At 69.5% G+C, this 14639-nt stretch carries 12 protein-coding genes and 1 riboswitch; of the genes, 5 read left to right on the plus strand and 7 right to left on the minus strand.

Features of this window, described 5'->3' with window-relative positions; all coding sequences use genetic code 11:
* Window positions 1-105: 105 nt before the first annotated feature.
* The gene (locus tag IG99_RS27120; RefSeq protein ID WP_037678042.1) at window positions 106-477 is read right to left on the minus strand and encodes a PRC-barrel domain-containing protein; all 372 of its coding nucleotides are present in this window, start codon (window positions 475-477) and stop codon (window positions 106-108) included.
* A 113-nt stretch (window positions 478-590) separates the two neighbouring features.
* Window positions 591-686, plus strand: a riboswitch (glycine riboswitch).
* 176 nt (window positions 687-862) lie between these two features.
* Between IG99_RS27120 and gcvP the strand changes: the two genes are divergently transcribed.
* Window positions 863-3748 (plus strand): aminomethyl-transferring glycine dehydrogenase, encoded by a 2886-nt coding sequence (gene gcvP, locus IG99_RS27125; protein WP_037678043.1) that lies wholly within the window; start codon window positions 863-865, stop codon window positions 3746-3748.
* Window positions 3749-3815: 67 nt separating this feature from the next.
* On the opposite strand, the gene IG99_RS27130 is transcribed toward gcvP, so the two are convergent.
* The 3 genes from IG99_RS27130 to IG99_RS27140 all read right to left on the minus strand — a co-directional run bounded on the left by IG99_RS27130 (window position 3816) and on the right by IG99_RS27140 (window position 6900).
* Entirely contained in the window at window positions 3816-4235 is a 420-nt protein-coding gene (locus IG99_RS27130) for a TOBE domain-containing protein (RefSeq protein ID WP_037678116.1), read from the minus strand.
* A 55-nt stretch (window positions 4236-4290) separates the two neighbouring features.
* Window positions 4291-4686, minus strand: a complete 396-nt coding sequence (locus IG99_RS27135) for a TOBE domain-containing protein (protein WP_037678044.1) — start codon at window positions 4684-4686, stop codon at window positions 4291-4293.
* 258 nt (window positions 4687-4944) lie between these two features.
* A complete protein-coding gene (locus IG99_RS27140) occupies window positions 4945-6900 on the minus strand; it encodes an APC family permease (protein ID WP_037678045.1) in 1956 nt (651 codons plus the stop codon).
* A 663-nt stretch (window positions 6901-7563) separates the two neighbouring features.
* Here IG99_RS27140 and IG99_RS27145 point away from each other — a divergent pair.
* From IG99_RS27145 to IG99_RS27160, 4 genes are all read left to right on the plus strand, one after another.
* Window positions 7564-8856 carry an extracellular solute-binding protein gene (locus tag IG99_RS27145; RefSeq protein ID WP_037678118.1) on the plus strand — a complete coding sequence of 431 codons (1293 nt, stop codon included), beginning with the start codon at window positions 7564-7566 and terminating at the stop codon, window positions 8854-8856.
* Window positions 8857-8862: 6 nt separating this feature from the next.
* Window positions 8863-9861, plus strand: coding sequence for a carbohydrate ABC transporter permease (locus IG99_RS27150; RefSeq protein WP_037678047.1), 999 nt, complete (start codon window positions 8863-8865; stop codon window positions 9859-9861).
* Between the two features lie 68 nt (window positions 9862-9929).
* Window positions 9930-10694, plus strand: coding sequence for a carbohydrate ABC transporter permease (locus tag IG99_RS27155; RefSeq protein ID WP_078947932.1), 765 nt, complete (start codon window positions 9930-9932; stop codon window positions 10692-10694).
* Window positions 10695-10749: 55 nt separating this feature from the next.
* Window positions 10750-11817: an endo-1,4-beta-xylanase gene (locus IG99_RS27160; RefSeq protein ID WP_037678050.1), complete on the plus strand. Its 1068-nt coding sequence runs from the start codon at window positions 10750-10752 to the stop codon at window positions 11815-11817.
* Between the two features lie 161 nt (window positions 11818-11978).
* Here IG99_RS27160 and IG99_RS27165 read toward each other — a convergent pair whose 3' ends face one another.
* The 3 genes from IG99_RS27165 to IG99_RS27175 all read right to left on the minus strand — a co-directional run bounded on the left by IG99_RS27165 (window position 11979) and on the right by IG99_RS27175 (window position 14360).
* Complete coding sequence (locus tag IG99_RS27165) at window positions 11979-13031, minus strand: LacI family DNA-binding transcriptional regulator (protein ID WP_037678052.1); 1053 nt, start codon at window positions 13029-13031, stop codon at window positions 11979-11981.
* Window positions 13032-13239: 208 nt separating this feature from the next.
* Window positions 13240-13446, minus strand: a complete 207-nt coding sequence (locus IG99_RS27170) for a DUF5999 family protein (protein ID WP_037678054.1) — start codon at window positions 13444-13446, stop codon at window positions 13240-13242.
* Window positions 13447-13772: 326 nt separating this feature from the next.
* Window positions 13773-14360, minus strand: a complete 588-nt coding sequence (locus tag IG99_RS27175; RefSeq protein WP_037678056.1) for a hypothetical protein — start codon at window positions 14358-14360, stop codon at window positions 13773-13775.
* Between the last annotated feature and the right edge of the window lie 279 nt (window positions 14361-14639).

Raw genomic sequence — 14639 nt, forward strand, 5'->3', positions numbered from 1 at the left:
GGGCGACTGTCCGTGGGGGCAACGGGGGTGGGGCGCCGACTGTCCGCGGGGTGACGGGGCTGCGGCGGGTGCCTGACCGTGGGTCGGTGGGGTGGGCGGTGTTGGTCAGGGATCGTCCGTGCCCGCGACCTTGCCGAAGTCGTGGTCGGGGAGTGGAGGTGGTGGGGCCAGATCCAGCCCGTAGTGGTGGTAGAGCTGGAGTTCTTGTTCGGGGGAGAGGTGGCGGCCCACGCCGAAGTCGGGTGCGTCCTTGATGAGGGCGCGGTCGAAGGGGACGTGGAGGCTGCCCTCGATGAGTTCGCTGGGTTCCAGGGGGACGAAGGCGTCCCGGGAGAAGAGGCCGGTGCGTATGGCCGCCCACTCGGGCACGCCGGTCGCGTCGTCGAGGTAGACCTCGTCGATCGTGCCGATCTTGGCGCCGTTGCGGTCGAACGCCTTGCGGCCGATCAGGTTGCGCGGATCGATGTCGGTCTGCACGGGCCCTCCACTTGGTCGCAACTCATCCGTAAGCACTACAAAAGAGCACATTGAGGAAGGCGGCCACTCGAAGACCCGTGCGCAGATCGCGCTGGTAGGCTGGCAACGGCTGCTGATCCCGTGCGGGAGAGTCCTCCAGACACCATCGGAGGCGCCGAAGGAGCAAATCCTCCCCGGAATCTCTCAGGCCCACGTACCGCACGGACGAGGTCACTCTGGAAAGCAGGGCGGGTGTCGACGGCTTCCGCCCTCACCGACGGTGAAAGCCGGAGGCCTTCGGGCGATCCGGTGAAGCTCTCAGGTTGAGATGACAGAGGGGGAGGCCGTCCGGGTACCCGTGCAGTGGTGCCCCTCGAAGGTCGCGTCAGACCAGGAGGCCTCCGCAATGACCGCCCACCGCATTCCGCTCACCGAGCTCGAGCAGGGAATCCCCTTCGAGCAGCGTCACATCGGCCCCGACCACGAGGCTCGGGCCAAGATGCTCGCGCACGTGGGGTACGGCTCGCTCGACGAGCTGACCGCCGCCGCGGTCCCGGACGTCATCAAGAACACCGACGCGCTGGATCTGCCGGGAGCGCGCACCGAGGCCGAGGTGCTGGCCGAGCTGCGGTCCCTCGCGGATCGCAACCAGGTGCTTGCCTCCATGATCGGGCTCGGCTACTACGGCACCTTCACTCCGCCCGTCATCCTGCGGAACGTGATGGAGAACCCGGCCTGGTACACCGCGTACACGCCGTACCAGCCGGAGATCTCGCAGGGACGCCTCGAGGCCCTGCTGAACTTCCAGACCATGGTCGCCGAGCTGACCGGGCTGCCGACCTCCGGCGCCTCGCTGCTGGACGAGGGCACGGCCGCCGCCGAGGCCATGGCGCTGTCGCGGCGCATGGGCAGGAACAAGAAGGGCCTGTTCCTGATCGACGCGGACGCCCTGCCGCAGACCATCGCAGTGATCGAGACGCGCGCCGAGCCGGCCGGCGTGGAGGTCGTGGTCGCCGACCTCAGTGAGGGGATTCCGGCCGAGGTCGCCGGGCGTGACATCAACGGGGTTCTGATCCAGTACCCGGGCGCCTCCGGCGCCGTACGCGACATCAAGCGGGTCATCGACCAGGCCCACGAGCTGGGGGCGCTCGTCACCGTCGCCGCCGATCTGCTCGCGCTGACGCTGCTGAAGTCGCCCGGAGAGCTCGGGGCCGACATCGCGGTGGGGACGACGCAGCGGTTCGGCGTGCCGATGGGCTTCGGCGGGCCGCACGCCGGCTACATGGCCGTGCGCGAGAAGTTCGCGCGCAGCCTGCCCGGGCGGCTCGTGGGCGTCTCCGTGGACGCCGACGGGAACAAGGCCTACCGACTCGCGCTGCAGACGCGTGAACAGCACATCCGACGCGAGAAGGCGACCAGCAACATCTGCACCGCGCAGGTGCTGCTCGCGGTCATGGCCGGGATGTACGCCGTCTACCACGGTCCCGAGGGGCTCCGGACGATCGCCCGGCGCACGCATCGCTACGCCACCGTCCTCGCCGCCGGGCTCACGGCCGGCGGGGTGGAGGTCGTGCACGGCGCGTACTTCGACACGCTGACCGTGCGGGTGCCTGCGAGGGCCGCCGAGATCGTCGCCGCGGCGCGGGAGCACGGAGTGAACCTGCACCTCGTAGACGCCGACCAGGTGTCGATCGCCTGCGACGAGACCACCGCGCGGGCCCAGATCGGCGCCGTCTGGGCCGCCTTCGGGGTCGAGGGCGACATCGAGGCGCTGGACGCGGACGCCGGGGACCCGCTGCCGGAGGCGCTGCTGCGCACCGACGAGTTCCTCACCCACCCGGTCTTCCACCAGTACCGTTCCGAGACCGCGATGCTGCGCTACCTGCGCAGGCTGGCCGACCGGGACTACGCGCTCGACCGGGGCATGATCCCGCTGGGCTCCTGCACCATGAAGCTCAACGCCACGACGGAGATGGAGCCCGTCACCTGGCCCGAGTTCGGCCAACTGCACCCCTTCGCGCCCGCCGAGCAGGCGCAGGGCTACCTCACGCTCATCCGTGAGCTGGAGGAGCGTCTCGCCGAGGTCACCGGGTACGACAAGGTGTCCCTGCAGCCCAACGCCGGGTCGCAGGGTGAACTCGCCGGGCTGCTGGCCGTTCGCGGATACCACCGGGCCAACGGTGACGAGCAGCGGACGGTGTGTCTCATTCCGTCCTCCGCGCACGGCACCAACGCCGCGAGTGCCGTGATGGCGGGGATGAAGGTCGTCGTGGTGAAGACCGCCGAGGACGGCGAGATCGACGTCGACGACCTGCGGGCGAAGATCGAGCAGTACCGTGACGAGCTGGCGGTGCTGATGATCACGTATCCCTCGACGCACGGTGTGTTCGAGGAGCATGTCGCCGACATCTGCGCGCAGGTGCATGAGGCCGGCGGGCAGGTCTACGTCGACGGGGCGAACCTGAACGCCCTGGTCGGGCTGGCCGCCCCCGGGCACTTCGGCGGAGACGTCTCGCACCTCAACCTGCACAAGACGTTCTGCATCCCGCACGGCGGTGGCGGCCCGGGCGTCGGACCGGTGGCCGTGCGGTCCCACCTGGCGCCGTATCTGCCGAACCATCCGCTGCAGCCGGCCGCCGGGCCTGAGACGGGCGTCGGGCCGATCTCCGCGGCGCCCTGGGGATCAGCCGGGATCCTGCCCATCTCGTGGGCGTACGTGCGGCTCATGGGCGGTGAGGGGCTGAAGCGGGCGACGCAGGTGGCGGTGCTCTCCGCCAACTACATCGCCAAGCGGCTCGAACCGCACTACCCCGTGCTGTACACCGGCCCCGGCGGGCTTGTCGCGCACGAGTGCATCATCGACCTGCGGCCGCTGACCAAGGCGACCGGTGTGAGCGTCGACGACGTCGCCAAGCGGCTCATCGACTACGGGTTCCATGCGCCGACGATGTCGTTCCCGGTGGCCGGCACACTGATGATCGAGCCGACCGAGTCCGAGGACCTGAACGAGCTGGACCGGTTCTGCGCGGCGATGATCGCGATCCGCGCGGAGATCGAGAAGGTAGGTTCGGGCGAGTGGCCGGCGGACGACAACCCGCTGCGCAACGCCCCGCACACCGCGGCCGCGCTCGGCGGGGAGTGGGCGCACGCGTACGGTCGCGAGGACGCGGTGTTCCCGGCCGGCGTCTCGGCGGCCGACAAGTACTGGCCGCCGGTCCGACGCATCGACCAGGCGTTCGGTGACCGGAACCTGGTCTGCTCGTGCCCGCCGTTGGACGCGTACGAGGACTGAGTGACGGCTCTGGGCTCCCCGCTCCGGTTCCGGTTTTCCGGGGCCGGGCCGGGGAGCCCTCGGTGTGTCAGGGGGTGGCGAGGGCGACGTCGGTCGACTTGATCAGGGCGACCACGGAGGCGCCCGGGGTGAGGGCGAGGTCCGAAGCGGCGTCCGCGGTGATGACGGCGGTCAGCGCACCGTTGTCGACGGACACCTTGACCGAGGCCATCGCGGCACCGACGGTGATGTCGCCGACCGTGCCCTGGAGCTGGTTGCGGATGGACAGGCCCTCGACCGTGCCGGTGACGAGGGAGACGTCCGTGGACTTCACCAGGGCCCGGACGGTACAGCCGGTGGCGAGGCCGAGTTCGGAGACGGCTTCCCGGGTGATCGCCGCCGTGAGCGGCTGACCGCCGCTGAGGCGGACAATGACGGTGGCCATCACCTCGCCGGGGATGATGGCGGTGATGGTGCCGGGGAGCTGGTTGCGGATGCTCATCGTCATGAGCATCAAAGTAGGGCTTTCGACGCGTTGCGCCCGGTATGAGGGCCGTGGCCGTTCAGGTGCGGTCGATGTGTACGTTCGTCGACTTGACGCGGGCCGTCGCCTCCATGCCGACCTCCAGGCCCAGTTCCTCGACGGCCTCGCGGGTCAGCAGGGAGACCAGACGGTGGGGGCCGGCCTGGATCTCCACCTGGGCGGCGACATCGCCCAGCTTGATCGCGGTGACGATGCCCGGAAAGGCGTTGCGGACCGAGGTGTACGAGGTGCCCTCCTCGGTGCTGCCGGCCTTGGCCAGTTCGACGGAGAAGGCGGCGAGGTCCTTGCCTTCGATGAGCCGTCGCCCGGTCTCGTCGCGGTGGGTCGCCACCCGGCCGGCGTCCGCCCAGCGTCGCGCGGTGTCGGGGCTCACGCCGAGCAGCCGTGCCGCCTGGCCGATCGTGTAGGACTGCATACGGTCACGATAGGGCCGGTGGCCGGGAACGCCGGACGGGGGTTGGCCGTTGGGTGTAACGCGATATGGCTTTAGTGGGGAACGGCCGGCGGCGTGTGATCGGGGTGATGGGGAGGTCGGCGGAGATTGCGCCTGCGGTCGAGGCGGCCGGGTTGCGGGTCTCGCACGCGGACCGGGACAACACCGTGGACGTGCTGAGCGCTGCCGCGGCGGACAGTCGGCTGAGCCTGGAAGAGATGCCCGGCACTGCCCCCGCGCTCAGCCCGTGTGGACGCGTGGTCTGCGGGTGCGGTCCGGCTCTGCCTCGCGGAGGACCTCGCGGGTGACCGGGGCCACCTCGCCCTGGCCGAAGAGGAAGAAGCGGAGGAAGTTGGCGAAGGGGTTGCCCTCGGTCCACTCGAAGTAGATGTGCGGGGTGCAGCCGGTCGTGTCGCGGACGTGCAGGAGGAGGGCGGCCAGGGCGTTGGGGATGGAGGAGGACTCCAGGGTCAGGACGCGGTAGCGGTTGTGCAGGACCTCGCCGCGTACGGTGAGGCTCGCCTCGAATTCGGAGGGATCGGTGACGGTCACCTCCGCGAAGACGAAGTCCTCCTGGCCGGGGACGTCGTTGTCGGTGCGGATCTGCTCGATCTTGTCGCGGTACTCGGCCTTGTCCCGGCGGTCGGGTTCGTTGGCGATGAAACGGATCTTGCGGCTGGCCATGTCCCGGATGAAGCGCTCCGCCATGGGGTCGAGCGTCACGCTGGTCACGCGGAGTTCGAAGGCGCGGGCCAGCCGGGAGAGGAGGGAGACGAGGATGATGCCGGCGATGAAGCAGGCGCCGATCTTCACACCGTCGGGGCGCTCGATGACGTTCACCACGGTCGTGTAGAGGAACACCGCCGAGATCACGGCGAAGGCGATGGTCCACTTGCGCTGGCCGGCCTTGTGGGCGGCGATGGTCACCGCGATCGCCGCGGAGCTGATGAGGACCAGGACGCCGGTGGCGTAGGCGCCGCCCTGGGCGTCGACGTCGGCGTCGAAGATCCAGGTGACAAGGAAGGCGACCAGGATGAAGACGATCACCATGGGACGCACCGCGCGGGCCCAGTGCGGGGCCATGCCGTAGCGGGGGAGGTAGCGGGGCATCAGGTTGAGCAGTCCGGCCATCGCGGAGGCGCCGGCGAACCACAGGATCGCGATGGTCGAGATGTCGTAGACCGTGCCGAAGGCGTTGCCCAGGTAGTTGTGGGCGAGGTAGGCGAGGGCGCGGCCGTTGGCCTGGCCGCCCGGCTCGAATTCCTTCTCCGGGATGAGCAGGGTGGTGATGAAGCTGGTGGCGATCAGGAAGGCGCTCATGATGAGGGCGGCGGTGGTGAGCAGCTTCTTGGTGTCCCGTATGCGGCCCTTGGGTTGCTCCTCCGTGTCGCCCGGGTCGCCCTTGACGTGCGGCATGACCGCGACGCCGGTCTCGAAGCCGGACAGGCCCAGGGCGAGCTTGGGGAAGACGATCAGAGCCATGCCGACCATGACGAAGATGTTGCCGTGCTCGGCGGTCAGGGCGCTGGACCAGTCGGTGATCACATGGCCCGCGGTGACGACGTGCCACATGCCGACGATCACCACGACCACGTTCAGCGCGAGGTAGATGCCGACCAGGGCGACGGCCACGCCTATCGCCTCCAGGAAGCCCTTGAGGAAGACCGCGCCGAGCAGGGCCACCAGGAGGAGCGTGATCAGCAACTGCTTGTCGTGCAGGGTGCTGTTCAGATGGGGGTTCTCGACGAGGTGGGTGGAGGCGTCCGCCGCCGAGAGCGTGATGGTGATCAGGAAGTCGGTGGCCGCGAAGCCGAGCAGGGTCAGGACGAACAGCTTGCCCTTCCAGAAGGACAGGAGCCGTTCCAGCATCGCGATCGAGCCCTCTCCGTGCGGGCTCTCCTCGGCCACCCGTCGGTAGACCGGCAGGGCGCCGGCCAGGGTGACGATCACCAGGACGATGGTCGCGATGGGTGACAGCAGGCCCGCCGCGAGGGCTGCGATGCCGGGCTGGTAGCCGAGGGTGGAGAAGTAGTCGACGCCGGTCAGGCACATCACCCGGTACCAGCGCTGGCCCTTGTGCGGGGGCTCCGGTTCGGCGTGCGGTCCGGTGTGGCCACCGGCCTTGCCCATGTCGGACAGGCCCTCCAGCATCCAGGCGCGCAGGCGACTGGGCGCGGGGTGTTCGGTCGTGGCCATCGGCGTGCTCCTGAAGTGCGGCTCTGCGTGCGGTTTCGGCCATCACGCGGACGGCGGCACCAGCGTAAGCAGAGAGTGACGCCTGGGCCTACGGATCATGAGAGGCCTACGCGTCAAGCTTCCGTTAAGACTGGCCGCATGGGCGAGGCCCGCGCACCAATGCGGGTGATCACGGGGCGGGCCGAGGGTGTGGGGGCCGTATGCGGGGTGAGACGGCCGCTGGGGCTGTTGCGCCTGCGCCCTGTCACGTGCGGTGACGGCGGGTCGTCCTGGCGGCCGCTCCGTAATGTTCGTCGGCGAATGCGAATGTTTCGGACTCGGGCGGGAGGACTTCTTGACGCCGACCGGGTGGGCGGACGGCCAGCTCGGGCGTGACCGACGTCGAGCGGCACCCGACGCTGCGGGTGGCCCGCCCCCCCGGGCGAACCGGAGGCGAGCTGCGAAGGACATCGGCAGATGCGTTCCGATGGACTCCGTTTGCTGGTTCGCAGCGCACCCCTTCGGCCCCAACTGTGATCCGCGTCCCGACAGTTCGCGGAGTGCTGTCGGCGGATTCACCGTGTCCGAGGGGTTGCCACCCGTCGGAGGCTGTCCTTAGGGTGCGGCAGCAACGAAGCTTTCAGGATCAACTCCGAAACTTTCGCACACCCTGAGGAGCGCATGATGGGCGAGCCGGCACTGTCCCGCCGCGGTTTCCTGGCGGCATCCGCCGCGGCCGGTCTGAGCATCACGGCACTGAGCGGCTGCGGCGGCGGCTCGGACGGGGGGTCGTCGGGGACGACCACCCTGGAGTGGTGGCACATCATGACCACCGAACCCGCCAAAGGCGTCTGGGCCTCTCTGGCCCGCCAGTTCGAGTCACAGAACCCCAAGGTGAAGATAAAGATCGTCGCCCTGGAGAACGAGGCGTACAAGTCGAAGATGACCGCGCTGACCGCCTCCGGGAAGCTGCCGGACATCTTCCACACCTGGGGCGGCGGTGTCCTCAAGCAACAGGCCGACGCGGGCCTCGTCGAGGACCTCACCGACCGGACCAAGGACTGGGCGGGCACCCTGCTGCCGGTCGCCAAGGAGCCGTACCTGCTCGACGAGAAGGTCTACGGCATCCCGGACGACATCGGCATGGTCGGCTTCTGGTACAACAAGGCGCTCTTCAAGAAGGCCGGGATCGCCGCGCCCCCGACCACCTGGTCCGGCTTCCTCGACGCCGTACGGGCCCTGAAGTCCGCCGGGGTCGCGCCCATCGCCCTCGCCGGCAAGGAGAAGTGGCCCGGCATGTACTACTGGGCGTACCTGGCGATGCGCACCGCGGGGATCGACGCCCTCCAGAAGGCCGCCGACTCCAAGGACTTCACCGGAGCCGGGTTCGTGGAGGCCGGTGAGCACCTCAAGGAGCTCGTCGCGCTCCAGCCGTTCCAGAAGGGGTTCCTCGGCGCCGCCTACTCCGGGCCCACCGGGCAGAGCGCCGCCGTCGGCAACGGCAAGGCCGCCATGGAGCTGATGGGTCAGTGGGCGCCCACGGTGGAGCGGACCGAGGGCAAGGGCCTCGGCGCCAACCTCGGCTTCTTCCCGTTCCCCACGGTCGAGGGCGGAAAAGGAGCGCTCACCGAGGTGTTCGGCGGAGGCGGAGGGCTCGCGCTGCGCCAGGGCGCCCCGCAGGCGGCCGTCGACTTCCTGAAGTTCTTCGCCTCGGCCGGCACGAACCGCGAACTGGTGAAGAAGACCGGCACACTGCCCGTGGTCACGGCGGCCGAGGACGCGCTCACCGACCCCAACCTGAAGGCCGTCCAGGCGCAGTTGAAGGCCACCACCGGCTTCCAGCTCTACCTCGACCAGGCCTACGCGCCCGCCGTCGGCCAGGAGGTCAACGACAGCGTCGCCGGGCTCGTCGCCGGCTCCAAGTCGCCCGAGCAGGTCGCGCAGTCGATCACCAAGGTCGCGAAGGAAGAGCAGTAGGCCGCGATGACTTCCACCTTCCTGCCGGACAAGCGCTCCGGCCCCGACACCGCGCCCCCGGCCCCGGCCGGCGGGCCGGCGCCGGGGCGCGCACGGCGGCGCGTGCTGCACTGGCTCACCGCGGTGTCCTTCCAGGTGCCCGCGCTCGCGCTGTTCGGACTGCTGGTCCTGCTGCCGATGCTCTTCGCGCTCTACGCCTCCTTCTTCCGGTGGGGCGGCTTCGGCATGCCCTCCGACTCCATCGGCGCGGACAACTTCACCCGGCTCTTCGACGACCCGGTCTTCCTCGGTGACCTGTGGCGCTGCCTCGTCCTGGTGGTGTTCTCACTCGCGCTGCAACTGCCGTTCGCGCTCGCCATGGCCGTGCTGCTCAACCAGCGGCTGCGCGGCCGGGCCTTCTACCGGATGCTGTTCTTCGCGCCGTACATCCTGTCCGAGGTGATCACCGGCATCCTCTTCTCGATGATCTTCGCGCCGGACGACGGACTCGCCGACCACGTCCTGGGCGGCGTAGGCCTGGACGGGATCGGCGGGGAGTGGTTCTCCGACCCCTCCACCGTCATGGCCACGGTCTTCCTGGTCATGATGTGGAAGTACTTCGGCTTCCACATGATGCTCTACCTGGCCGGACTGCAGTCCATCCCGGCCGAGTTGACCGAGGCCGCGATCGTCGACGGCGCCGGACCCTGGCAGCGCTTCCGCAACGTCACCCTGCCACTGCTCGCGCCCACGCTCCGCATCAGCGTCTTCCTGTCCGTGATCGGCTCGATCCAGCTCTTCGACCTGGTGTGGGTGATCACCGCGGGCGGCCCCGATCACCACTCCGAGACCATGGCCATCACGATGTTCCAGTACGGCTTCAAGCGCTACCAGGTCGGCTACGCCAGCGCGATCAGCGTGGTCATCTTCGGCATCAGCCTCGTGTTCGCCCTCGCCTACCAGCGGTTCGTGCTCCGCCGCGACCTCGAAGGGGCCACCACGACCATGCGGGGAGGCGGACAGTGACGATCGGTCAGAAGCGCCGGGGCAGGAGTCTGCCACTGCATGTCGTCCTCGTCGCCGTCGGCGCGGTGATGGGCGTACCGCTGCTGTACGCGGTGTTCTCCGGGTTCAAGTCCACCGACCAGCTCTCCCGCAACCCGATCGGGCTGCCCGACCCTTGGGTGAGCTCGAACTACACCGGCATCCTCGGTTCGGGCGACTTCTGGCGGATGCTCGGCAACAGCACGCTGATCGCGGTGGGTACGACCGTGCTGGTCGTCGCCGTGTCGGCGCTCGCGGCGTTCTCCTTCGCCCGGTTCGCCTTCCGCGGACGGGAGGCGCTGTTCACCCTGTTCACGATGGGGCTGATGTTCCCCTTCGCGGTGGCGGTCCTGCCGCTGTTCCTGCTGCTGCGCTCGATGGACCTGCTCGACAACCCGCTCGGGGTGATCCTGCCGCAGGCCGCGTTCGGGCTGCCCATGACGATCGTGATCCTTCGCGGCTTCTTCCGGGAGATCCCGGCCGAACTGGAGGAGGCGGCCACGCTGGACGGCTGCGGCCCGTTCGGTTTCTTCTGGCGGATCCTGCTGCCCATGGCCCGCCCCGCGCTCGGCACGGTGTCGGTGCTCGCGGTGGTCGGCAGCTGGAACAATTTCTTGCTGCCGCTGCTCGTGTTCAGTCAGCCCGACTGGTGGACCATTCCGGTCGGCGTCCAGCAGTTCCAGGGCCAGTACTCCTCGGACACCGCACGGGTCTTCGCCTACCTGGTCCTCGCCATGGTCCCCGCCCTCGCCTTCTACTCGGTCGCCGAGCGTCAGCTCGTCGGCGGCCTCACCGCCGGCGCCACCAAGGGATGACCCGCGCCCGCGGACGTAAGGCTCACCCCCACACCGAACCGTGAGGAGTCGCCCCATGCGCACGACCGCCCCCGCCCGTACCCGGCTCAGACTCGCCGGAGCCCTCGCCACCGTCCTGGTCGCCGCGGGCGTCGTCACCGGCCCCGCCGCCCAGGCCGGCGAGCAGCACGGCAAGCAGCGCACCCTCGCCGAACTCGCCCAGCGGCACGGGCGCTACTTCGGCAGCGCCACCGACAACCCCGAGCTCACCGACACGCCCTACACCAAGATCCTCGGCGACGAGTTCGACATGATCACCCCCGGTAACGGCATGAAGTGGTACGCCACCGAGCCGCAGCAGGGAGTCTTCGACTTCTCCAAGGGCGACGAGATCGTCAAGCTCGCCCGCAAGAACCACCAGCGGGTCCGTGCCCACACCCTGGTCTGGCACAGCCAGCTGCCCGACTGGCTCACCTCGCGCACCTGGACGGCCGACGAGCTGCGGCCCGTGCTGAAGAAGCACATCCAGACCGAGGTACGGCACTACCGCGGCAAGGTCTACGCCTGGGACGTCGTCAACGAGGCGTTCAACGAGGACGGCACCTACCGCGAGACGGTCTTCTACAAGACCCTCGGCCCCGGGTACATCGCCGACGCCCTGCGCTGGGCCCACCAGGCCGATCCGCACGCCAAGCTCTACCTCAACGACTACAACATCGAGGCGGTCGGCCCGAAGAGCGACGCCTACTACGCCCTGGCCAAGGAGCTGAAGGCACAGGGCGTCCCGCTGCACGGCATCGGCCTCCAGGCCCACCTCGCCCTCCAGTACGGCTATCCGACCACCCTGGAGGACAACCTGCGCCGCTTCGCCCGCCTCCGCCTCGACACCGCGCTGACCGAGGTGGACGTACGGATGCTGCTGCCCGCGACCGAGGAGAAGCTGGCGCAGCAGGCCGACTGGTACCGGGACATGACCAAGGCGTGCCTGGCGGTGCGCCGGTGCGTCGGAATCACCGTCTGGGACTACACCGACAAGTACTCGTGGATCCCGGACTTCTTCGAGGGGCAGGGCGCGGCCCTGCCGTGGGACGAGCAGCTCCGGCCGAAGCCGGCGTACCACGCGATACGGGAGGCGCTGGGCTAAGGGGTCCTTTCACTATGAGCGCCCGATGAGGTCGCGTGGTCCGGCGCCGTGCATCGCAAGACGCCGGAGGGCCCTTGTAGCGGAGCTACCAGGGCTCTTCGGCAACGCGGCGAGGTGCGGTGCCAGGCCGCGCGACCCGGGCGGGCATAGTGAAAGGGCCCCTAACTCTGAGAACGTGGTGCGGCGGTGCTGGAGCGGATCACCAGTTCTGTGCCCAACTCGACCCGGGGCGAGTCCGGTTGCTCGTCCCGGGCCAGGCGCAGCACGGTGCGGACGGCGAGTTTGCCCATGTCGGCGAGGGGCTGGCGGACGGTGGTCAGGGGCGGGGCGGACCAGCGGACCTCCGGGAGGTCGTCGAAGCCCAGCACGCTCATGTCCTCGGGCACCCGGAGCCCCCGTCGGCGCAGCGCCTCGATCGCGCCGAGCGCCATCTGGTCGCTGGCCGCGAACACCGCGGTCGGCGGCTCGGGCAGGTCGAGGAGGGTGTTGCAGCCGGTGAAGCCGGACTCCGGATGGAAGTCACCGGGTACGACGAGCGATTCGTCGAGCGCGATGCCGGCGGCCTCCAGGGCGGCGCGGTAGCCGTCGAAGCGGGCCCGGGAGCACAGCAGCCGGGACGGTCCGGCGATCAGCCCGATCCTGCGGTGGCCGAGGGACAGCAGGTGCTCGGTGGCGGCCAGTCCGCCCGACCAGTTCGCGGCGCCGATGGTCGGGGTGTCCAGGTCGGGTGAGCCCGTGGGGTCGACGACCACCAGCGGTACTCCCAGGATGCGCAACTGCTCGTGCAGCACGGGGCCCAGGTCGGACGTGACCAGGATGACGCCGTCGGATGCGCGGGCGCGCAGGTTGCGCATCCACTCACGGGCGTCGCCGGAGCGGCCGTGGATCGCCGACACCACCGTGCCCACACCTGCCGCGTGGGCGACCTCCTCGACCCCGCGGATGATCTCCACCGCCCAGGGGCTGTCGAGGTCGTTGAAGACCAGGTCGAGCAGGGCTGCGTGGGAGGCGGCGGCCTGGGGGCGCTTGCGGTAGCCGTGCCGGCGCAGCAGGTCTTCGACCCGGGCCCGGGTCTGCGGCGAGACGTCCGACCGGCCGTTGACCACCCGGGACACGGTGGGCACGGAAACCCCGGCCTGCCGGGCGATCTCCGTGATCGTGACCTTGCCCCGCGCCTTGGACGCCGTCTCGGCGCCGGCCTCGCGCGCTGCCAATACCCCCACCTCCGTCGTTCCGGACGCGTTCTCGAAACTTCCAGGAGTCTTCCGGAAAACGGGGGGCCGTGGGAAGTCGTAGCGGGTACGGAGTCGTGGAACCACGGTGCGTGACCGGCGCCGGACATGCGTCGGGGCCGGTTCGCGGTACAGGTCTGCGGCCGGCCCCTCATGTCTCGGGTGAGGCGTGCTGCCCCGCCCGGTGTGCTCAGGCTGCCGTCATCACGTGGTCGGCACCCAGCGGGCGGTGCGGGGCGATGATCTGGCCGTCCGGCAGGAGTTCACCGGTGTCCTCGAACTGGAGAACGCCGTTGCACAGCAGGCTCCAGCCCTGCTCCGGGTGGTGCGCCACGAGACGGGCGGATTCCCGGTCGGCGGAGTCGGCTGAGGGACACGGTGACTGGTGCTGGCACATGGGTGGGATCTTTCGCTCTGTCGTGGTCATGTCCGCCCCCGTTGCGGTAAGTGGTCGGAAACCAGTGTTGCCCCCTGGGCGTCGATCCGCAGGGATTTCACAGCACGGCTTCTTCACAGATTGATGACGCGACGTTTATGTGGATGGTTCATCCCAACTGGGCCCCCACTTCGGATGGTTCGCGATGGCCGGATAGGGCTAGTCCGTGCGGTGCAGGCGCACTTTTTGGCTCGCAAGAGCGGTGAATTGCTCGTAAGAGCGAACCCCGCCACCCCTTTCGTCTCGGGTGGCGGAGTTCGAGGGGCGGAGCCTCAGGTGGAGGCGCGTCAGGCGGGTGACCCGAGCAGCGGGGTCGGCGGGGTCAGCCGATGGGTCAGTACGGGGAGCAGCTCGGCCACCCGGTGCGGACGGTGGGCGGCGATGCCGGGCGGTGCCGGCGCCAGCGGGACCAGCAGGTCCGTGGCCGCCGGATGGCCCTCGGCGCCGTCCGCGGCGCAGTCTCCGTGCAGCCAGAGCGTGAGCATGTACAGGCTCGGCAGGGACAGCAGACGCGGCTGGTACGCCTGCGGCAATGCCTCGGCCTGGGCGAGCGCACGCTCGGTCGAGGCGATGTAAGGACCCTCGAAGAAGTGCGAGAAGGCCCACCCGTCGGGGGTGAGCATGGTCTCGGCCGCGGCCACCGCACGGTCGCCGCAACGGATCAGGAAGCGCCACCCGGCCAGCCGCGTGGCGGAGACGCCCTCGGGGGTGATGTGGTCCAGCACGTGCACGGGCAGCGGGAGCTCGGGCGTGGCCGGTCCCTGCGCGGCACGCAGCGAGGGAGTTCGGGCCTCGCGGACCGCGGTGGGTGAACCGAGCGCCGTGAGGACGGAGCGAAGGGCGGGCGCGGGAGCCGGGGGAACGCGCAGCGGCATGATGGGTCGCCTCTCATTGACAGGCACAGTGGCGCGAGGGCGGGGTAAGGCGGGGGCGGACGACACTGTCAGCTCTCGAGGGTCAGAGAGGCAGGGGCGGGGTCTGTGGATGAGAGAAACGAGAGGTACGGATGAGGCCTGCCGTACGTCGCCATGACGGCAGCTTCCATCGACCGGGCGCCAACCTTCTCTGCCTTGTGGCGGAGTTTATAGGAGAGATGCTTCGGCTGGGTTTCGTCTAGCTGTCCCCGAAGAGCTCCGCAAGAGTCTATTCAGTCG

Source organism: Streptomyces griseus subsp. griseus (assembly GCF_000720255.1).
GTDB lineage: Bacteria > Actinomycetota > Actinomycetes > Streptomycetales > Streptomycetaceae > Streptomyces > Streptomyces griseus_I.

Excerpts from the sequence above, each read along its gene's own strand:
- gcvP (WP_037678043.1), top strand. The coding sequence starts at position 863 with ATGACCGCCCACCGCATTCCGCTCACCGAGCTCGAGCAGGGAATCCCC.
- IG99_RS27130 (WP_037678116.1), bottom strand. The coding sequence starts at position 4,235 with ATGACGATGAGCATCCGCAACCAGCTCCCCGGCACCATCACCGCCATC.
- IG99_RS27135 (WP_037678044.1), bottom strand. The coding sequence starts at position 4,686 with ATGCAGTCCTACACGATCGGCCAGGCGGCACGGCTGCTCGGCGTGAGC.
- IG99_RS27140 (WP_037678045.1), bottom strand. The coding sequence starts at position 6,900 with ATGGCCACGACCGAACACCCCGCGCCCAGTCGCCTGCGCGCCTGGATG.
- IG99_RS27145 (WP_037678118.1), top strand. The coding sequence starts at position 7,564 with ATGGGCGAGCCGGCACTGTCCCGCCGCGGTTTCCTGGCGGCATCCGCC.
- IG99_RS27150 (WP_037678047.1), top strand. The coding sequence starts at position 8,863 with ATGACTTCCACCTTCCTGCCGGACAAGCGCTCCGGCCCCGACACCGCG.
- IG99_RS27155 (WP_078947932.1), top strand. The coding sequence starts at position 9,930 with ATGGGCGTACCGCTGCTGTACGCGGTGTTCTCCGGGTTCAAGTCCACC.
- IG99_RS27160 (WP_037678050.1), top strand. The coding sequence starts at position 10,750 with ATGCGCACGACCGCCCCCGCCCGTACCCGGCTCAGACTCGCCGGAGCC.
- IG99_RS27170 (WP_037678054.1), bottom strand. The coding sequence starts at position 13,446 with ATGTGCCAGCACCAGTCACCGTGTCCCTCAGCCGACTCCGCCGACCGG.
- IG99_RS27175 (WP_037678056.1), bottom strand. The coding sequence starts at position 14,360 with ATGCCGCTGCGCGTTCCCCCGGCTCCCGCGCCCGCCCTTCGCTCCGTC.